Origin of the sequence: Mycobacterium sp. DL (genome assembly GCF_039729195.1) — a bacterium.
In the GTDB taxonomy this organism is placed as follows: domain Bacteria; phylum Actinomycetota; class Actinomycetes; order Mycobacteriales; family Mycobacteriaceae; genus Mycobacterium; species Mycobacterium hippocampi_A.
Map to the genome: position 1 here is coordinate 5,419,683 of NZ_CP155796.1, position 18,185 is coordinate 5,437,867.

At 66.1% G+C, this 18,185-nt stretch carries 19 protein-coding genes; 9 read left to right on the forward strand and 10 right to left on the reverse strand.

Going from position 1 to position 18,185, the window contains the following annotated elements:
* Positions 1 to 4 precede the first annotated feature (4 nt).
* Complete coding sequence (locus ABDC78_RS25955) at positions 5 to 667, reverse strand: TetR/AcrR family transcriptional regulator (RefSeq protein WP_178357093.1); 663 nt, start codon at positions 665 to 667, stop codon at positions 5 to 7.
* A 152-nt stretch (positions 668 to 819) separates the two neighbouring features.
* Between ABDC78_RS25955 and ABDC78_RS25960 the strand changes: the two genes are divergently transcribed.
* Entirely contained in the window at positions 820 to 1,272 is a 453-nt protein-coding gene (locus ABDC78_RS25960; protein WP_178357092.1) for a hypothetical protein, read from the forward strand.
* On the opposite strand, the gene ABDC78_RS25965 is transcribed toward ABDC78_RS25960, so the two are convergent.
* Genes ABDC78_RS25965 through ABDC78_RS25975 form a run of 3 tightly spaced genes read right to left on the reverse strand, consistent with a single transcriptional unit; the run spans position 1,252 to position 3,897 of the window.
* On the reverse strand, positions 1,252 to 2,208 hold the full coding sequence (locus tag ABDC78_RS25965; RefSeq protein ID WP_178357091.1) for a TIGR03564 family F420-dependent LLM class oxidoreductase: 957 nt from the start codon (positions 2,206 to 2,208) through the stop codon (positions 1,252 to 1,254). The two genes, ABDC78_RS25960 and ABDC78_RS25965, sit on opposite strands and share 21 nt — an antisense overlap.
* A 25-nt stretch (positions 2,209 to 2,233) precedes the next feature.
* Positions 2,234 to 2,977 carry a hypothetical protein gene (locus ABDC78_RS25970; RefSeq protein WP_178357234.1) on the reverse strand — a complete coding sequence of 248 codons (744 nt, stop codon included), beginning with the start codon at positions 2,975 to 2,977 and terminating at the stop codon, positions 2,234 to 2,236.
* A gap of 11 nt (positions 2,978 to 2,988) precedes the next feature.
* The gene (locus tag ABDC78_RS25975) at positions 2,989 to 3,897 is read right to left on the reverse strand and encodes an NAD(P)-dependent oxidoreductase (RefSeq protein ID WP_178357090.1); all 909 of its coding nucleotides are present in this window, start codon (positions 3,895 to 3,897) and stop codon (positions 2,989 to 2,991) included.
* A gap of 57 nt (positions 3,898 to 3,954) precedes the next feature.
* Here ABDC78_RS25975 and ABDC78_RS25980 point away from each other — a divergent pair, with 57 nt between their 5' ends.
* Both ABDC78_RS25980 and ABDC78_RS25985 read left to right on the forward strand, forming a co-directional pair.
* Positions 3,955 to 5,133 (forward strand): acyl-CoA dehydrogenase family protein, encoded by a 1,179-nt coding sequence (locus ABDC78_RS25980; RefSeq protein ID WP_178357089.1) that lies wholly within the window; start codon positions 3,955 to 3,957, stop codon positions 5,131 to 5,133.
* 24 nt (positions 5,134 to 5,157) lie between these two features.
* Entirely contained in the window at positions 5,158 to 5,907 is a 750-nt protein-coding gene (locus ABDC78_RS25985) for an alpha/beta hydrolase (protein ID WP_178357088.1), read from the forward strand.
* 15 nt (positions 5,908 to 5,922) lie between these two features.
* Here ABDC78_RS25985 and ABDC78_RS25990 read toward each other — a convergent pair whose 3' ends face one another.
* From ABDC78_RS25990 to ABDC78_RS26000, 3 genes are all read right to left on the reverse strand, one after another.
* Positions 5,923 to 7,554, reverse strand: a complete 1,632-nt coding sequence (locus tag ABDC78_RS25990) for a VWA domain-containing protein (protein WP_218620269.1) — start codon at positions 7,552 to 7,554, stop codon at positions 5,923 to 5,925.
* 68 nt (positions 7,555 to 7,622) lie between these two features.
* Positions 7,623 to 8,441, reverse strand: coding sequence for a CbbQ/NirQ/NorQ/GpvN family protein (locus tag ABDC78_RS25995; protein WP_178357086.1), 819 nt, complete (start codon positions 8,439 to 8,441; stop codon positions 7,623 to 7,625).
* A complete protein-coding gene (locus tag ABDC78_RS26000; RefSeq protein WP_178357085.1) occupies positions 8,442 to 9,605 on the reverse strand; it encodes a spirocyclase AveC family protein in 1,164 nt (387 codons plus the stop codon). It lies immediately after the preceding gene.
* A 133-nt stretch (positions 9,606 to 9,738) separates the two neighbouring features.
* Between ABDC78_RS26000 and ABDC78_RS26005 the strand changes: the two genes are divergently transcribed.
* A complete protein-coding gene (locus ABDC78_RS26005; protein ID WP_178357084.1) occupies positions 9,739 to 10,341 on the forward strand; it encodes a TetR/AcrR family transcriptional regulator in 603 nt (200 codons plus the stop codon).
* Between the two features lie 4 nt (positions 10,342 to 10,345).
* On the opposite strand, the gene ABDC78_RS26010 is transcribed toward ABDC78_RS26005, so the two are convergent.
* The gene (locus ABDC78_RS26010) at positions 10,346 to 11,515 is read right to left on the reverse strand and encodes a spirocyclase AveC family protein (RefSeq protein WP_178357083.1); all 1,170 of its coding nucleotides are present in this window, start codon (positions 11,513 to 11,515) and stop codon (positions 10,346 to 10,348) included.
* Positions 11,516 to 11,618: 103 nt separating this feature from the next.
* Between ABDC78_RS26010 and ABDC78_RS26015 the strand changes: the two genes are divergently transcribed.
* Positions 11,619 to 12,257 carry a TetR/AcrR family transcriptional regulator gene (locus tag ABDC78_RS26015; protein ID WP_178357082.1) on the forward strand — a complete coding sequence of 213 codons (639 nt, stop codon included), beginning with the start codon at positions 11,619 to 11,621 and terminating at the stop codon, positions 12,255 to 12,257.
* A 22-nt stretch (positions 12,258 to 12,279) separates the two neighbouring features.
* On the opposite strand, the gene ABDC78_RS26020 is transcribed toward ABDC78_RS26015, so the two are convergent.
* Complete coding sequence (locus tag ABDC78_RS26020) at positions 12,280 to 13,059, reverse strand: emopamil-binding protein (protein WP_178357081.1); 780 nt, start codon at positions 13,057 to 13,059, stop codon at positions 12,280 to 12,282.
* A 4-nt stretch (positions 13,060 to 13,063) separates the two neighbouring features.
* Complete coding sequence (locus ABDC78_RS26025) at positions 13,064 to 14,545, reverse strand: aldehyde dehydrogenase (protein ID WP_178357080.1); 1,482 nt, start codon at positions 14,543 to 14,545, stop codon at positions 13,064 to 13,066.
* Between the two features lie 196 nt (positions 14,546 to 14,741).
* On the opposite strand from ABDC78_RS26025, the gene ABDC78_RS26030 reads away from it, so the two are divergent.
* The 4 genes from ABDC78_RS26030 to ABDC78_RS26045 are packed head-to-tail and all read left to right on the forward strand — an operon-like array spanning position 14,742 to position 18,136.
* Positions 14,742 to 16,019: an aromatic ring-hydroxylating dioxygenase subunit alpha gene (locus ABDC78_RS26030; RefSeq protein ID WP_178357079.1), complete on the forward strand. Its 1,278-nt coding sequence runs from the start codon at positions 14,742 to 14,744 to the stop codon at positions 16,017 to 16,019.
* Positions 16,016 to 16,363 carry a hypothetical protein gene (locus ABDC78_RS26035; RefSeq protein ID WP_178357078.1) on the forward strand — a complete coding sequence of 116 codons (348 nt, stop codon included), beginning with the start codon at positions 16,016 to 16,018 and terminating at the stop codon, positions 16,361 to 16,363. Before ABDC78_RS26030 ends, ABDC78_RS26035 begins: the two co-directional genes overlap by 4 nt.
* A complete protein-coding gene (locus ABDC78_RS26040; RefSeq protein WP_178357077.1) occupies positions 16,360 to 17,637 on the forward strand; it encodes an amidohydrolase family protein in 1,278 nt (425 codons plus the stop codon). The genes ABDC78_RS26035 and ABDC78_RS26040 overlap by 4 nt, the downstream gene beginning before the upstream one ends.
* Positions 17,638 to 17,683: 46 nt before the next feature.
* A complete protein-coding gene (locus tag ABDC78_RS26045) occupies positions 17,684 to 18,136 on the forward strand; it encodes a MarR family transcriptional regulator (protein ID WP_178357233.1) in 453 nt (150 codons plus the stop codon).
* The last annotated feature ends 49 nt before the right edge of the window (positions 18,137 to 18,185 follow it).

The window sequence follows — 18,185 nt, forward strand, 5'->3', positions numbered from 1 at the left end:
CCGGTCAGGTTGTCCTGCTTCGGTATCCGTTGATCAGCGTCGTGATGTCGGCGGTCACCACCTCGGCGAACGAGCGCGTCCCGAACGCCCCGGCGGCCCACTGCCGGGCACCCTCACTGACCAGGGTGCGAGCCAGATAGGCCAGGTGCGCGGTGTCCTCATCGGTCAGGGCGGCGGGGAGCTTGCCGTCGAGCTTGGCTCGGGTGAACAGCGCGCTGAACATGTCCGCATCGACCTCGCGGGCCGAATCCTCGGTGATGATGCGGTGCTCATGACGGTAACCCTCGAGAATGGCCTCGATCACCAGCTCGCGCGGGTTGCGCACCATGGACCGCTCGAGCGTGGTCAGCGCCGCGGCCACGACCTCGCGGATCTCGTACGGCCCGTCGATGAGCCGGCGGATCGTCTCCTGCGCCGAACGGGTGGACATCACGCCGATCTCGAAGAGCACGTCCTCCTTGCGCGGGAAGTAGAAGTAGAACAGCGCTTTCGAGACCCCGGCGGCGGTGCAGATGTCGGCGACGGTGGTGGTGGCATAACCCCGGGTGCGCCACAGGGCCATCGCGGCCTGCACGAGCGCCCGCTTGGTCTCGTGGGAACGGGCCCGTTGGAACGATGCGCGACGCTGACCACGGTCAGCATCGGTCGCGTCGGCCCTGGGTGGCATTGATGCAATCTAGCAGTCTGATTCACCAGAAGAAATAGCTGACCGATGTCTAACTAAATAATCGGCGTAATCCGGTGCCCAGCCGGCGTCGACCTTGTAGCCTGCGACGAGGCGTGCTGTGCCACGCCGAGATCCCCCCGAGGAGGCCGATCGTGCCGAGCCAGCTCCACCACGTCGTGATGCGCAGCCATTCGGCGGCGACGTTCATCGGCTTCCTCACCGACGTGGTGGGTATGAGCGTCCAATATCAGCTACGCGTGCCGGGCGCCGTGCTCGAAGCCACCCTGGGATGGCCGCCCTCCGACGGCGCCGACGTGACGATTCTGGGCAGTGGCGAGGCCGGCTTGATCGAGGTGCTCGACGTCCCGGAGCATCTGCGTGACGTCGCGCCCGAAGGGTTGGCCGCGCTGTCGTTCCTGACCGAGGAGTTGACCCGCAACTACGAAGCCGCGCAGGCGTATGCCAGCGACGTGACACTGTTCGACGCGGGCGTGCCCGGTGTCGACCTGTTCTTCTGCACCGTGGGCGGGGTGCCGATCGAGTTCATGGGTGGCTTCGCCGCCGACCGGGCAGAGCCTCCCGCGTCACCACCTCGTGCCGAGTGACGCCAGGAATTCCTGCGTGCGGCGACGGGAGGACACCCGCGCGGTGACGTCGGTCCCGAGCGGGACGACCCGTGCGGCCAGATCGGTGACGCCGGCGTCACGATAGCGGCGCAGTCGCGCCAGGACGGCGGCTTCGTCCCCCACGGCCATCGTGTCGCCGACATCCCCGGCATCGCCGTGTTCGAGAAGCCGAACGTAGTTGGGGGAGAAGTGCGCATGCCCGAGCACCTCGCTGGCATGGGTCCGTGCGGAGCGCACATCGGCCAGTGAACACAACGCGACCGGCACTCCCGCGACGATCCGGGGTGCGGGCCGGCCTGCGGCGCGCGCCGCCGAACAGATCCTGGGCACGACGTGCTCACCGACTGCACGCTCGTCGGCCATCCACAGGATCGTGCCGTCGGTCCGCTCGCCCGCGATCCGCAGCATCGTGGGTCCCAGCGCCGCGAGCAGGACCGGCGGCCCGGCGCCGTCGGTGACGTCCACCGCACTGTGCACGCTGCACGCGTCGTTGTCCACGTCGACCCGGCCGGCGCCGCGGAACGCCGACGCGAGCACATCGAGACGATCACGCAGCTGGTGCGCGGGACGGTCGTACGGAATGCCCAACTGACCGTTGATGATCCAGTCGTGGGATACGCCGAGGCCGAGTGTGAACCGGCCGCCGCACGCGAGTGACGTCGTGAGTGCCTGCTGCGCCAGGATCATGGGATGGCGGGTCTGGACGGGAACCACCGCGGTGCCGAGTTCGATCGTCGTCGTGGCCTGTCCCAGCAGCGCCAGCGCTGTCATCGCGTCGAGATAACCGGGCACCTGGGGGAACCAGAACGAACTGAACCCGGCGGCTTCGGCGGCGGCGCCGTCGGTCAGCAGTCCGGACAGTCGATCGTCGCGCGGCCGTTCCCTGTCGGAACCGACCATCAGCCCGATACGCATGGCGCTCCTTCGTCACGGCACATGGTCACGGCACATGGAGATCCCACTCGTGCGGCACGACGGGATGGAACGGGGCGGCGAAGAGCGGTTCGACCCCGCCCTCGCTCCAGCGCTTGTCGAGTACCGGGCGCAGCCGTTCGGCGGTCTCCACCGGATCGTCGTCCAGGAAACAGTACGAAACCGTCTGTCCCGCCGGTGCGCTCGCCAGACGCGCCTCGACCGGCAGCGACGTCGCCGACCACACCCCGGCGACGCCGTCGACGTCGATCAGATCCGTTGGCGGCGATGTGGCCGATTCGAGTAGCAGGTACACCCCCCGCACCGGCCACCACGGCAGCACGTCGGAACCGACCTTGATGCGCGGTGCCGCCGCTTTTGCGCCGACGGCGTAGACGCCGCGTTCCACCGGCGGCAGCAGCGGCAGCTTGCGGCCCGCGTCGCCCAGAGCCTTGGACAGGGCCAGGAACGGCTCCATGCCGGCGGGATCGGTGAAGAAGTAGGTCATCACGTGGTCGATCTCGTCGTAGCGGTCACGACTGCATGCACGCACCGACCGACACGCCGGACTCGACACCAGCCGCAGAGACGCCCGCACCGCGGAAAGCCGGTGCTGCTCCGGGCGGTGGTCGAGGGTGTGCCAGCGCAGGTAATCGGCATCGGCACCCTCGGGGTGGCGCCGTGCCATGGACACGAACAGCGTCGTGATGTCCCCGCTGCCTTCGGCCAGCACATCGGCCGTGTCGTCGGAGGGTGTGCCGGGTAGCAGCATCTCGGGTCCCATCAGTCGGCCGTGGCGTGCAGCAGCTCGGGGTGCCGCGCCTCGATCATCCGCCGGAACCCCTCGCGCCAAGAGACCTTTGTTCGGCCCAGTACCTCGTGCATGTAGGTGACGTCGGGCCACAACGGGGTGTGCGCGTCGCCGGTGTATTCGAATATCGGCTCGACACCCACCAGCTCACCCATGAACGCGCAGTACTCCTCGACGCTGACCGTCTCGCTGCCCGCCCAGTTCACCACGACGGGAGGGCTGGCCGCGACCTCCATGGCCCGCACGCCGAGATCGACGTAGTCGTCCTCATAGATCGGGTTGTAGTTGTTGGGTTTGTCGGGGTGTAGCCGAATCGGCTTTCCCGCCAGCATCATCGCCAACCGGTCCGCGGGGGCACCGCCCTGCGGGCCGTAGGTGGAACAGATCCGGATGATGGTCAACGGGATGTCGTACTGCTTGGCGACCCACGTGCAGACCGCCTCCGCGGCGATCTTGGAGAAGCTGTAGTTGGCGCGCAGCGGCACGCCGGGCGGGTCGGATTCCCGCAGGGGGCGCCCGCTCTGATAGCCGTAGACCGAACCGGTGGAACAGAACACGAATCCTTTGGCGGTGCGGCAGTGGTAGAGCAGGTCACCGGACTTCTGCGCGTTGGTGTCGACGCAGTGGGCCCACTCGCCGCCGCCGGTGTCCACCGCGGCGTGGAACACGTAGGTGAAGTCCGAAGGGAGGACGGAGAAGTCGCCGGCACTCACGTCCAGCGCGACCGGGATGATGCCGGCGTCGGTCAGCTTGTCCCGGTCGGCGGGTTCTCTGAGGCGAGCGGCACCCCACACCTCGTTGTTCTTCGCGAGCGCGCGTGCGAGGGGAAAGGCGATCTTGCCGGTGGCGCCGGTGATGAGGATCTTCTCTGCGTCGAGCATCCGTTCAGTCTTAGCGCATCGAACACAAAATGTTAAGTACTTGATAACCTGGGCTGCGTGCAGCTGACGTTCGACGCCGACGTCGAGGCCTTCCGTGCGGAATACACGCAGTTCCTCGACGACCACCTGCCCGCGGAAGCGGAGGCGGCGGGCGAAGCGTCCCGGTCGACATCGCACGTGCCGGAGTGGGCACGGCGCTGGCAGCAGGTGCAGTTCGACCACGGCTGGCTGCTGCCGGGAAACCCGCCCGAGTTCGGCGGACGCAACGCCGGCATCCTGGAGCAATTCGTCCACCGCGAGGAATTGTCGCGCCGTCGCATCTACCACGCGTTCAACCCGCAGGGCGTCGGCATCATCGCCGCTTCGCTGCTGTCGTTCGGCACCGAGGAGCAGAAGCGCAACTGGGCGGTCCCGATTCTCCGCGCCGAGATGACCGCCTCGCTCGGCATGAGCGAACCGGGCGCGGGTTCGGACCTGGCCGGTCTGCGCACCACGGCGACGGTCGACGACGAAGGCTTCGTCGTCAACGGCCAGAAGGTGTGGACCTCGGGAGCCCACGACGCCGACGTGATCCTCGCCTTCGTCAGAACCGACCCGAAGGCGCCCAGGCACAAGGGAATCAGCGCGTTACTCATCCCGACCGAGAGCGCGGGTGTGACGTGCCGGCCGTTCGCCTCGGTGCACGACCGCGACGGCCTGGACTTCAACGAGGTGTTCTTCAGCGACGTTCGCGTCCCCGCCGAAAATCTGGTGGGACCGCTCCACGAAGGGTGGCGCGTGGCCAATGGCTCCCTGGGCCACGAACGGACGCTGATGTGGATGTCGTTCGCCACTCGGCTGGAACAACTGCTCGAGGACTTCCGGCCCGTCGGTGCGGTGAACCGCGACCGCTACGCCAGCAGCGTCATGGACTACCAGGCGCTGCGGCTGCTCGGTTCGGCGGCTCTCGGACAGGCTGCGCGGGGGGAGCGCGACGTCCCCGCCGTCTCGGTGCTCAAGGTGCTCGGCTCCGAGGCCGAGCAGAACGCGATGCGACATGCGCTCGACGCGGCGGGTGCCGACGGACTGCTCGACCCGGCGCTGACGGCCCGGTACAACCCCTATGCGCCGGCCATTTTCACTGCCGGTCGGTTCGCGCGTTACATCAGCACCTACGCGGGCACCATTGCCGGCGGCACCTCGGAGATCCAGCGCAACATCATCGCCCAGCGCGTGCTGGGCCTGCCTGCGCGCTGATGTCGATCGTGGGAGCATCGTGACGTGACTGTGGTTCTCGTGCACGGTAATCCGGAGACCGACGCCGTCTGGGGCCCGCTGTTCGACGCTCTCGGACGTACCGATGTGGTGTTGTTGTCCCCGCCGGGATTCGGTGCCCCGCTCCCCAGCGGATTCTCGGCGACCTTTCTCGCGTACCGTGACTGGCTCGTCGGCGAGTTGGAGAGGTTCGATCAACCCGTCGACCTCGTCGGACACGACTGGGGTGGTTGCCATGTGGTGAACGCGGTGATGCATCGACCGGACCTCGTGCGTAGCTGGGCCAGTGACGTCGTCGGTTTGTTCGACCGAGATTACGTGTGGCACGACATGGCCCAGGGGTTTCAGACCCCGGAGACCGGCGAGCAGTTGGTCGCGATGATGCAGGACGGGTCGGTGCAGGATCGGGCGCAACAGCTGGTGGCGTTCGGCATTCCCGCCGATGTCGCGACTTCGTTTGCCGCAGCACAGGGTCCGGAGATGGGCCAAGCGGTGTTGGCGCTGTACCGCTCGGCTCGCCAACCGGCCCTGGCCGATGCCGGGAAGGCGCTCGGGGACGCCGCCGCCCGACCGGGACTCTCGCTGCTGGCCACCGAGGACCCTTTTGTCGGGACCGAGGAGATGCGGCGTCGGGCCGCCGACCGAGCCGGTGCGCGGACCGAAGTGCTCGACGGGTTGGGACACTGGTGGATGGTGGAGGCTCCCGCCGCGGGCGCCGCGATCCTGGCTCGGTTCTGGGAGTCGCCCGACCGATGACGCTGCGCCGTCGGATCACACCCGCGTTGGCTTCGGGGCCGCGAGCTCGGCGAGTGCTGACATGAACAACTCGTCCATCTGAGGGCTCAGGTCGCTCAGGACGGGGGCGCTGGCGAAGCTGGCGGAGCCGAAGACTCGTTCGAGCACATCGGTCTCCGTAGAGGCGCCGATGGAAAGGCAGAGGCACGCAACACCTTCCGATCGGAGCTCCTCGAGTGCTTTATGGGCGTCGGCCTCCGCATAGCGGCCTTCGTAACCGTCGTCGTAGGGGAAGCCGTCTGAAAGGACCAACAAAAGCCGATTCGGTGTGCCCGCGTTGTTCTTGAGGACTTCGCCCGCGCCGCGGATCCCGGCACCGAGGCGCGTGTAGCTCGCTGGTTCGAGCTGGTTGAGCCGAGCCCGTCCGACGGCGCCGAAACTCTGGTCGAACGTCTTGATCGCCGGCAGGTGCACCGCGTGGCGGCCTTGAGATCGAAAGGCGTAGACGGCGACCCGGTCGCCCAGCTCTTCAAGCGTGACGGCCAAGGTGGCGGCTGCCCGCCGTTGGTGGTCGTGCACCGCGAGGCCGTCGGAGTCGGCGTCGACCGCGGACCCGGACGCGTCGATCAGAATGAGAACACCGAGATTGCGGGAGAGTTTGCGACGCTCCAGGTAGACGTGCTCGGATGTGGAGAAGCCGGATTGCAGATCGACGAACAGATCGATGAGCGCCTCGATGTCGACGTCGTCGCCGTCGGCGCGGGCGCGCAGAACCTTCGGTCCCAGTCCGACGCGAGCCAGGCGGCGCCGCAGCACGTCGTCGTGAGCGACGCCGGCATCGGAGACGTCGGCGTCGACGGTCAACGGGAAGTCGACGACGCGACACCAGTCAGGCTTGTACCGGCCGTTGAAGACGTCCCACTCCGGGTACAGCGCGCCGCCGAAACCCAGTGCAGCACCAGGTTTCCCGTCGTCGGTGAATTGAATCCGGGTGGGCAGGGGTCGGGCGTCGGGGCCGATCTCGCGGACCCGCCGGGTGGAGCGGACGGTCATCTCTGCGCCCGCGGCGCCTTCTCCGGGGGAACGTTTACCGCCGAACATCTTGCGCATGTAGTCCGACATCGACTGGTTGTTGAAGATGGGGCTTTCGAACAACTTGAGGATCTTGCTGTCGCCGGCCTTGCCGCCGTCTTCGTCGTCGTCTTCGTCGCCCTCTTCCGACTCCGGCATGTCGATTGGATCGAACTGCAACTTGAGGTCTTTGTTGGTGGCCTTGCCTCCCGGGCCCGCCGGCGCCGCCAGCAACCGGGAGGCTTTGATGGCACCGAACCACTGCGGCGGATCGGCAACCGTGGCGCGGCTCCTGGCCACCTCCAGTGACTCGTCGGCAGTCGCAGTGCTGGGTGCTCCGTCACCGAGAAGTCCGACATCGAGCGGGATCTGCCCCGCGAGTTCGGTGAGGACTCGCTGACCTTCGAGCGCCAGGTAGCGGCGGGCCAATGTGGCTCGCGCCCGTAACCCCTTGACCAACCGCGGGTCCAGACTTCCCGCTCCGAGAAGTGCGGCCTGAACCAGCATTTCACGGCGCTGCTGCTCGATCGCACCGCCGGCGGAGACGAAGATGAATTGGCCGTTCGTGTGCGCAGGCTGACCCGCTGGTGCCTCCATGACTTCGACGGACCTGCCGGCGATATAGGTGGCGAGGAACCGGAACCGGTCCGGGTTCGAATTCCCGGTCACGTCTTCGGCAGTACCGTGTCGACGAGTTCATCGAGGGCGCGGATGACATCGGCGTCGTCGGAGAGCACCTGGACCACGGCGGCATGAACAGCGCTGCGCAGGTTCAGCCCTTCCGCGGCCAGGCCGCCGGCGAGGATCAACATGCGGGTGGACGACACTTCGCGCAACGGTGAGCCGTCGAGATTCCGAATGGCGTACGCCAGTTTGACAAGCGATCGTGCCGTCTCGATGTCGATTCCCGCCTCATAGGCAACCACCTCGGTCTCGACCTCGGCGGAGGGATAGCCCAGCTCGATGGCGATGAAGCGCTGACGCGTCGACTCCTTGAGATTCTTCAGCACGCTCTGGTAGCCGGGGTTGTAAGAGATCACCAGCTGAAAGCCGGGCGCGGCCTGCAGTGTGGTTCCGAGCCGGTCGACAGGGAGCTCGCGGCGGTGATCGGCGAGTGGATGGATGACCACCGTGGTGTCCTGGCGTGCCTCCACCACTTCGTCGAGGTAGAAGATGGCGCCCTCACGCACCGCGCGGGTCAACGGTCCGTCCACCCAGACCGTCTCACCGCCCTTCAACAGGAACCGTCCGACCAGATCCGCCGAAGTCATGTCCTCGTGGCCCGCGACGGTGATCAGCTCCCGGCCCAGCTGGTGTGCCATCGCCTCCACGAATCGGGTTTTCCCGCATCCCGTAGGACCTTTCAACAGCACGGGCAGGCCCCTGCGGGCCGCCGCTCGGAAGACGTCCACCTCGTCGCCCACCGCACGGTAGAACGGCGCGTTCGAAACGGGGGCGACCACCGCAGAAGTGCTGTTCAGCATCTATTCTCCTCGCTCGAGCGGAACGTTCTTGGGGAGTTCGACGCCCTCGGGGAGGACGAGCTCACCATCGTGGTTGATGTATCCGGAGTTGGTGAGGGGCATCGGCAGCGACGGGTCGGGGCACGGTCTGTCGGTGTCTTCACCGCAGATGCCCATCAAGAAGTACGAGCGCTTGAGGATGTCCTCCGGCCACGGGTCCTGGTGCATGGCGAAGAACTGTGCCGGGATGTTGTAGAAGACGAAGAAGAAGGTGCTGCACGCGGCGAAGATCGCGAGGAACCGGGTGAACTGCTGTTTGACCTGACCGCCTCGCACCTGGTCGAGCCCGCGCTCGACGAACGTCCGGCCCCGGTCGTCGGTGAAGTACCGCATGCAACACAGGCCCGCCTGGACACCGCCCCACATGAGCCCCTCGTAGAGCGGCCACTGGTAGTAGGTGCCGGCATTGACCGAGAGAGCCTGGATGGCACCGGGATAGGTGAACAGACCCATCGGCATCAGGAAAAGGCCTTCGATGACGAAGTCGAAGAAGAAGGTCCAGGCGATCACGACGCCGATCAGCCCGAAGGTGTTGATGTTGGGAAACCGCCTCTTGGCCAACCGCATCACCGCGCAGCCCAGGATGGTGCACAGCAGGACGAAGAAGTAACCCGGCGCGTTCATCAGTACCGGTTCGGCCATCATGGCGCCCGGTTCTCCGTAAGACACCCACCCCGGGATGTCCTGGACCCACGAGCCCATGTTCCACATCCAGGTGTTGTACGTGCTCCAGGTGCTGAAGTAGTTCAGCAGCGGATCCTGGAACCACAGCAGGCCGCACGACACGAACAGCATGCCGTCCAACGTGATTCGCCGTTCCCGACGCCACGGCCGAATGAGGAACCACCAGACGGCGACGGGAAAGCCGACCACGATCACGGCTGTCCAGGTGAACAGGATCGCCTTCATGAAGGTCGGTGGGTCGGTCGGGCCCGCGGGCACCCGCTCGAAGTGCGGGCCGGTGACCCATTTGCCCCACACGAAAAGCTGGAAGGCGAGAATGACGCCGCCGACCGTGGCCCAGACTCTCACCGGCGTGATCTTCTTCTGCGGCTGCGCACCGAGTGTTGCGTCGCTGAGCGACTCGGTGAGTACGGGTTTCTTGCTACTCGACAGGTCGCTCACGACACCGTCTCCTCTGCACTTGTTGATCCCATGGACCTCAGAGCTCCTCCCGAAGTGGCCGATGCGTCGAAAATATACCAGCGGGTATCTGGCTGACCAATGGTTCGAGAAAAAACTGTGGCAATATTGCGCCATGGTCGAGCCGTGGACTCGGGAGCGGCGCCTCGAGCGCACCCGCTCGCTGCTACTCGATGCCGCAGAGCAGGTATTTGCCGAAAAGGGCTTCATCCCCGCCACTCTGGACGACATCGCACGGGCGGCCGGCTACTCCAAGGGGGCGATCTACAAGTACTTCGCCACCAAGGAAGAACTCTTCCTGGCCGCAAGCGACCGGTACTGGCGTCGGTACTTCGACAATTTCGCCGAGATCATGTCGTCCTCGGATCACATCGGCGCTCGCGAACTCGAACACATCGGAGAGCGTTGGCGCCAGCTGAGTCGGGACCGCGGCGCCGAGCATTCGGCTCTGGGCCTGGAATTCAACCTCTACCTGATGCGCAACCCGGAGGCCCGGGAACGGGTGGCCGCCAAACGATCTGAGGTGGTCGACCAGCTGGCCACCTACATCGTCGAGGGCATCGACAGCATCGGCGCCACGCTGCTGATTCCGGCAAAGACCTTCGCCCACATCATCATCGCCACAACCGACGCGGTCGAGTTGGGCAGCCACCTCGACGACGTCGATCTCTACCAGCCGATCGTGGAGATGTACGTGTCGGCCGTCAAGATGCCCTGACGGATCACCTGCCGGGCTGCTGAATGGGAACGACCGGCGGGATCTCCACTCCCTCCTGGAGTACCAGTTCGCCGTCGTGGTTGATGAAGCCGGAGTGCTTCGTCGGCAGCGGCAGGTCAGGGTTCGGGCACGGTCGGTCGGTTCCCTCGCCGCAGATGCCGGGGTTGAAGTACGAGCGCTTCTGTACGTCTTCGGGCCATGGGTCGCCGTGCATGCCGAGCCAGGTCGCGGGGACGTTGTAGAAGAGGAAGAAGCACGCGCTGACACCGCCGAAGATCGCCAGGAAGCGGATGAACTGCTGCTTGACGGCTCCGCCACGGATGTTGTCGAGGCCGCGTTCGACCACGGTGCGTCCCCGGTCATCGGTGAAGAAGCGCAGGCAGCACAGCGCCGCCTGGACTCCGCCCCACATGAGCCCTTCGTAGATGGGCCACTGGTAGTAGGTGCCGGCGTTGAACGACAGCGACTGGATGGCACCGGGGTAGGAGTAGAAGCCGATCGGCAGGAGGATGAGCCCCTCCATGATGAAGTCGAAGACGAACGCGATCGCGTAGGTGACCAGGATCAGCCGGAGATTGCTGATCTCCGGCCAACGATTCTTGATCTTGCGCATGACCCAACACCCGACGATGGTGAGCAGCAGTACGCCGTACATGTAGCCGGGAATGTTGGTCAGCAACGGTTCGGGCACGGTGTGGCCCGGTTCCTCGTGTGCCACCCAGCCCGGAATGTGCGGCGCCCAGGAACCCCGGTTCCAGAGCCATGCGTTGTACGTGCACCAGGTGCTGTAGTAGTTGAGCATCGGGTCCTGGAACATCATCAGGCCCATCGACACCAGCAGCATGCCGTCGAGCGTGATCCGCTTTTCCCGCACCCATGGCCGGACGATGAAGAACCAGAGCGCAAACGGCAGTCCGATCCAGAGCACCACCGCATTGGCGATCAGTGGGATCTGCATGTACATCGGCGGCTCGCTCGGGCCCCCGTCCACCGGCTCGAAGAAGGGCCCGGTGACCCACCGGACGAATACGTAGACGGTGTAGGCCAAAAACACGGTGCCGACCGTCGCCCAGATCTTGATGGCGTTCGACGAGCGCGGGGTTCCCGCGCCCAGGCCGGCGACACCACTCACTGTTTCGGTGACCGCAGACTTCTTGTTCGACAACTCGCTCACACGTCCTCCTGGACCGCCGCGTCCGCACACGGCTCACAGCGAAGATACCAGTGAGTATCTGAATGTCCAGAGGGTTTCTCAGATTCTGTGGCAGACTTTTGGCATGGTCGAGCGCTGGACGCGGGAACGCCGTCTCGAACACACGCGCTCGCTGCTGGTGGACGCCGCGGAGGATGTGTTCGCGGAAAAGGGTTTCGCCCCGGCAACTCTCGATGACATCGCGCACGCGGCGGGCTACACCAAGGGCGCCATCTACAAGCACTTCGCCACAAAAGAAGAACTTTTTCTGGCCGTGAGCGACCGATACTGGCGCCGCTACTTCGACAACTTCGCCGAGGTGATGTCCTCGGCGGAGCAGGTCGGATCCAACGAACTCGACGAGATCGCGGCGCGGTGGCGGCAACTGAGCCGCGACCGCGGCGCCGAACACGCGGCGCTGGGGCACGAGTTCGCGCTCTACCTGCTCCGCAACCCCGATGCGCGGGAGCGTGTGGCAGAGAAGCGGTCGGAGGTCGTCGAGGCGCTCGCGGCATTCATCGTCGAGGGCATCGACAGGCTCGGTGGCGCGTTGCTGATCGCTCCGCTGACCTTGGCCCGGGTGCTGGTAGCCACCAGCGATTCCGTCGTGCTGGGCAGCGAACTCGACGACGTCGATCTCTACCGCCCGGTCATCGAGATGTACATGTCGGCGATCAAGCTGCCCGATAACCCCGGCGATCACCGGCGACAAAAGCTCCGGTGACCGGCTGGTTCGGGCCGGCGGGTCAGCGCTCCGATGCGACGGATTGTGCTCCCGCGCGCCGGGTCAGGTAGTCGATCTGAAGGTAGATCGCGTAGAGCACCAGCGGTGGCAGCACGATGAACGGCACGTTCTCGGCGATGAATTTGAAACCCAGGCCGTATCCGGCCTGGCCGATGTTCTCGAAACCGGCGCCCACCTCGGACAGGAAGTACACCGCGGTGCTGCTCATCAGGACAGCGCAGCCGGCGAATGCGCCCCAGAGGCAACGGATCCGGGACTCCGTCGACAGATCCACCTTGATCAATCTCGTCCACATGACGAACACGATGGCGCCGGTGATCACGCCGACCACCTCGAGCGCGAAGATCCACGGATTCCCGCTCACATAACGGGTGTCGGCCAGCGCGTACTGCCACCACAGCCACTTCCAGCCGGGGTCCGTCGTCGGCGTCCACCAGCCCAGCGGATGGCCGATCAGGAACATCAACTCGTAGCCGATCTGGCTGCATGCCGTGTAGGGCAGGTAGAACAGCGTGAGCTCCGCCGCCTTGTCGAGTCGGGTTCGGTTCTCGCCCGGTGCGTCCCACAGGATGACGAGCGGAACCAGGATCACCGGCACACCGAAGAGCAGATTGGCGATGACGTCGGCGGTGAGGCTCGGCGCGATCAGCCCGAACTGCACGCCGATCGTCATCCCCAGGAACACCACCCCGGTCAGCAGCCCGACCCCGAGGTAGATCCGCCCCCGGTGCGGCGCGACCGGGCGGGCGAAGTTCGGTTCGCGGATCTCCAGTGTCGTCATAGTGTCACGCTCCCTTTCCGGCGGCTGCGGTAGCCGGATCCTGGCTGCCCGCAACAGATATCGATTTGCTGTCGGTGTAGCCGTCGATGCCCTCGGAGCCGAGTTCTCGCCCGTATCCGCTCTTCTTCACCCCGCCGAACGGGGCGAACGGGTCCATCGTGTAGCCCTGGTTGACGCCGAACGTGCCGGTGCGGATCGCGGCGGCGACGGCCAGTCCGCGGTCGAGGTCTGCGGTGAACACGGATCCGGCCAGGCCGTAGTCCGAATCGTTGGCGATGTCCACCGCCTCGTCCTGGTCGTCGTAGGCGATGACGGTCAGCACCGGACCGAAGATCTCCTCGCGGGCGATCGCCATGGAGTTGTCCGCCTGGTCGAACAGCGTCGGCTTGACGTACCACCCCCGATCGCAGCCGTCGGGCATGCCACTGCCGCCGGTCACGATGCGGGCGCCGTCGCGCACGCCCCGCTCCAGGTAGCCGGCGACCCGCTGCTGTTGCCGCTGCGCGACAAGAGGCCCGACCTGAGTGCTGCCGTCGGTAGGGTCCCCGACGATGAGCGAACTCACCTCCGCCGCCAGCGCGTCGGTGAATTCGGCTGCGCGGGTTCGCGGCACGAGGATGCGTGTCAGCGCATTGCAGATCTGGCCGCTGTTGCTCAGGCTGGCCGAGCGCACGCCGGTCGCGACGGTGGTCGGATCCGCGTCGTCAAGGACAATCGCGGCGGACTTCCCGCCGAGTTCGAGGCTGACCCGGCGCAGGTCGGCGGCGCACGCCGCGGCGACAGCTCGGCCCGCGGCCGTCGAACCGGTGAACGACACCTTGTCCACGCCCGGGTGTCTGACCAGATGGTCGCCGACGGCACCGTCGCCGGGCAGCACGCTCACGACGCCGGGTGGCAACTCTGATTCTGCGATGAGCTCGGCGAGCAGCAGCGCGTTGAGCGGCGACTCGGGTGCCGGTTTGAGGATCACGGTGCAGCCGGCCAGCAGCGCGGGAACCAGCTTCGCGACGATCAGGAACTGCGGCATGTTCCACGGGACGATGGCCGCGACGACGCCGACCGGCTGGCGCAGGATCGTGATGTCAGAGCCGTAGCGCCCGGGCCGCGCCTCCTGCCATGGATATGACTGCGCCACATCGCAGAACGCGTTCATCATCGTCCACGGCAGTGCTACCTGCGCACGCTGCGCGAAGCTGATCGGCGCGCCGATCTCGGAGGTGATCAGTGCCGCCATGTCGGCCCGGCGGCCACCGTAGATCTCGGCGAGCCCGCGCACCGCGTCGATGCGTTCGGTTGGGGTGGTCCTGGGCCACGACCCGTCGTCGAACGCGGTTCGTGCGGACTGCACCGCCACGTCCACGTCGGCCGGTGCGGCGGCGGCCACCTGCGCGACGCGCATCTCGGTGTGGGGCGAGACGATCTCGATGCGCTGATCGGTGCTGGGCTTGCACCATGCACCGCCGATGAACAGCTCGTCGTAACGCACGCCGCCTGACTCCGTCCTGACGTTTCGTTCAATATCAACTACTTGCGATTGCTTCGGGAAGCATATACCGTCGACGGTGCCGTCTCCTCCGAAATGGCGAAAAGGCAGCTGCGCGTGCTTGTTTGCCTGAGAGACTCGTCCCGGCGCTTCGCGAGCGGGCGGCCCCGGCAGTGATTGCAGTCAACAGGAGACGACGATGGCCCGATTTCCGAAACCGCCAGAAGGCAGCTGGACTCAGCACTACCCGCAGCTGGGGACGGGGCCGGTGTCCTACGAGGACTCGATCGACCCGGAGTTCTACGAAGTCGAACGCAAGGCGGTCTTCAAGCGCGCTTGGCTGAATGTGGGCCGCGTCGAGCAGATCCCGCGCAAAGGCAGTTACTTCACCAAGGAACTCAAGGTCGCCAACACCTCGATCATCGTGGTGCGGACCGCCAGTGGTGAGGTGAAGGCGTACCACAACATCTGCAGGCACCGCGGCAACAAACTGGTGTGGAACGACATGCCGCTCGAGGAGACCAGCGGCGTCTGCAGGCAGTTCACCTGCAAGTACCACGCATGGCGCTACGACCTGGACGGCAACCTGACGTTCCTGCAGCAGGAGGGCGAGTTCTTCGATCTCGACAAGAGCCGCTACGGCCTGGTGGCGGTGCACTGCGACGTCTGGGAAGGCTTCATCTTCGTCAACTTCGCACCAGAACCGGAGCAGACGCTGCGGGACTTCCTCGGACCGATGATCACCGATCTCGAAGGCTATCCCTTCGACCAGATGACCTCGCGCTTCTACTACCGCTCCGAGGTCAAGGCCAACTGGAAGCTCTACATGGACGCGTTCCAGGAGTTCTACCACGCACCGGTACTGCATGCGAACCAGTCGCCGACCGCCTACTCGAAGGCCGCCGCGGAAGCCGGATTCGAGGCACCGCACTACCGCATCGAAGGACCGCACCGCCTGGTCAGCACCTCGGGTGTGCGGGCCTGGGAGATGGCCGACGAGATGCGCAAGCCGATCGAGGACATCTGCCAGAGCGGCCTCTTCGGACCCTGGGACAAGCCGGATCTGGGGGAGATGCCGGCCGGCCTCAACCCGGCGAAGTGTGACCCGTGGGGCCTGGACTCGTTCCAGCTGTTCCCGAACTTCGTCATCCTGTTCTGGGGGCAGGGCTGGTATCTGACCTACCACTACTGGCCGACCTCGCACAACACCCACATCTTCGAGGGCACTGTGTACTTCCCACAGCCGCGCACCCCGCGGGAACGCATCGCCCAGGAACTGGCCGCGGTGTCGTTCAAGGAGTACGGGCTGCAGGACGCCAACACGCTGGAGGCCACCCAGACGATGGTCGAGTCGCGCGTGCTCGAGAACTTCGTGCTCTGCGATCAGGAGGTGCTGATCCGCCACCTGCACAAGGAGACCGCCGCGTGGGTCGAGGACTACCAGCGAAAGACCCAGCACGTCGGACAGGGGGTGTGACCGTGGCCGACACAGCGACAGCCAAACTGCCGCCCGAATTCGCCGACCTGGAGCAGTATTCCGACTGGTGTCTCGGCACCGAGCAGGAGCGGTACGCCAAACGCCTCGGCACGTCGATGCGGGAGATGCAGGCCTTCTACGACGCGATCACCGCACGCGCCGAGGAGGCGATCTCGTACTGCGACAAGTTCAGCCTCGAGGATCTGCCCGACGACGTACTCAACCTCATGCACCTGCTGTACTCGATGATCCAGGTGTCGTTCCCGGTCGAGTGCTGGAAGCAGCCGAAGGTGCCCGACTCGGGTGCGACCACGCTCGACTGCGTCGCCGAACCGATTCCGTGACCCACCACGGCTCGTCCGACCCGGCATCGGGTGCGGCCACCACCGTCCTGCGGGCGGCACGCTGGGCCGACGTCGAGGCCGGCGAGGTGCGCTCGCCCGCGGTGGTGGTGATCGAGGGCAACCGGATCACCGGGGTGAATCCTGCTGTGATTCCGGAGAATCCGGCCCAGGACATCGATCTGGGCGACGTCACGCTGCTGCCTGGGTTGATGGACATGGAGCTCAACCTGCTCATCGGTGGACCCGGTGGTCCCGAGGGGTTACCCAGCCCGATGCACGGTGTGCAGGACGACCCCGCATACCGAACGCTGCGCGGTGCGGTCAACGCGCGCACCACGCTCGAGGCCGGCTTCACGACCGTGCGCAACCTGGGCCTGATGGTCAAGACCGGCGGCTACCTCCTCGACGTGGCGTTGCAGCGCGCAATCGACCAGGGCTGGCACGTCGGGCCGCGGATCGTCCCGGCGGGGCATGCGGTGACGCCCTACGGCGGGCACCTCGACCCAACGGTGTTCCAGCGGCTCGCCCCGGGCATCATGCCGCTGTCGGTCGCCGAGGGAATCGCCAACGGCGTCGACGACGTGCGTACCTGTGTGCGCTATCAGGTCCGGCACGGCGCCAAGCTCATCAAGGTTTCCGCGTCGGGCGGGGTCATGTCGCACAGCACTGCGCCCGGCGCGCAGCAGTACTCGGATGACGAGTTCGCGGCCATCGCCGACGAAGCGCATCGAGCCGGTGTGCGGGTGGCCGCGCACGCCGTGGGGGACAGCGCGATTCGCGCGTGCATCCGGGCCGGCATCGACTGTATCGAGCACGGCTTCCTCGCGACCGACGAGACGATCCAGATGATGGTCGACCATGGAACGTTTCTGGTGTCGACCACCTACCTCACCGAGGCCATGGCGGTCGACCGCATCGCACCCGAGCTGCGCCGCAAGGCCGAGGAGGTCTTTCCCCGGGCGCAGGCGATGCTGCCGAAGGCGATCGCGGCGGGTGTGCGGATCGCCTGTGGAACCGACGCGCCCGCGGTGCCGCACGGACAGAACGCCAAGGAGTTGTGCGCACTGGTCGCACGGGGCATGACTCCGATGCAGGCGTTGCGGGCGGCGACGATCACCAGTGCCGAGCTCATCGAAGCCGATGACGAGCTCGGCCGGCTGGCGCCGGGCTACCTGGCCGACGTCATCGCGGTGGCGGGAGATCCGTCGCAGGACATCGCGGCCACCCTCGACGTGAGGTTCGTGATGAAGGACGGCGCGATCTACAAGCACTAACGTCACAGGTGTGGAGGCGCACATGAACAGCGACGCGGAGCCGGGTATCGAGCTCACGGACAACATCTTGTGGCTGCTCAAGCAGGCCTTCTACTTCACGCTGACGACAGTGAACGAGGCGGTCAGCGAGCACGGCGTGAGCACCGCCCAGATCGGTGTGCTGCGGCAGCTGTCCAACGAGCCGGGACTCTCCGGGGCCGAGCTCGCCCGCCGGCTGCTGATCAGCCCGCAGGGTGTGCAACTCGCCCTGACCGCGCTCGAGCGGCGAAATCTGGTCCAGCGCAAGCAGGACCCGCAGCACGGCCGGATCCTGCAGGCGTACCTCACCGACCAGGGGCGCAAGGTCGCGGGCGCCGTGGTCCACGATGCGATCGCCGCTCACGACAAGGTCTTCGGCGTCCTGAGCAAGGACGAGCAGAAGACATTGCGCGAGCTGCTGGGCAGGGTGGTCGAGCAGGGCACCGGTCACGAGCTGTTCGCAGACCACGTCGACAACTGACGCAGACCCATCCGCCGAATCCGGGCATGACAAGTACTTGATGATAATG

Bases quoted from the DNA above. Each gene is read 5' to 3' on its own strand.
- ABDC78_RS25955 (WP_178357093.1), bottom strand. From the start codon at position 667: ATGCCACCCAGGGCCGACGCGACCGATGCTGACCGTGGTCAGCGTCGC.
- ABDC78_RS25965 (WP_178357091.1), bottom strand. From the start codon at position 2,208: ATGCGTATCGGGCTGATGGTCGGTTCCGACAGGGAACGGCCGCGCGAC.
- ABDC78_RS25970 (WP_178357234.1), bottom strand. From the start codon at position 2,977: ATGCTGCTACCCGGCACACCCTCCGACGACACGGCCGATGTGCTGGCC.
- ABDC78_RS25975 (WP_178357090.1), bottom strand. From the start codon at position 3,897: ATGCTCGACGCAGAGAAGATCCTCATCACCGGCGCCACCGGCAAGATC.
- ABDC78_RS25990 (WP_218620269.1), bottom strand. From the start codon at position 7,554: ATGGAGGCACCAGCGGGTCAGCCTGCGCACACGAACGGCCAATTCATC.
- ABDC78_RS25995 (WP_178357086.1), bottom strand. From the start codon at position 8,441: ATGCTGAACAGCACTTCTGCGGTGGTCGCCCCCGTTTCGAACGCGCCG.
- ABDC78_RS26005 (WP_178357084.1), top strand. From the start codon at position 9,739: ATGGTCGAGCCGTGGACTCGGGAGCGGCGCCTCGAGCGCACCCGCTCG.
- ABDC78_RS26015 (WP_178357082.1), top strand. From the start codon at position 11,619: ATGGTCGAGCGCTGGACGCGGGAACGCCGTCTCGAACACACGCGCTCG.
- ABDC78_RS26020 (WP_178357081.1), bottom strand. From the start codon at position 13,059: ATGACGACACTGGAGATCCGCGAACCGAACTTCGCCCGCCCGGTCGCG.
- ABDC78_RS26030 (WP_178357079.1), top strand. From the start codon at position 14,742: ATGGCCCGATTTCCGAAACCGCCAGAAGGCAGCTGGACTCAGCACTAC.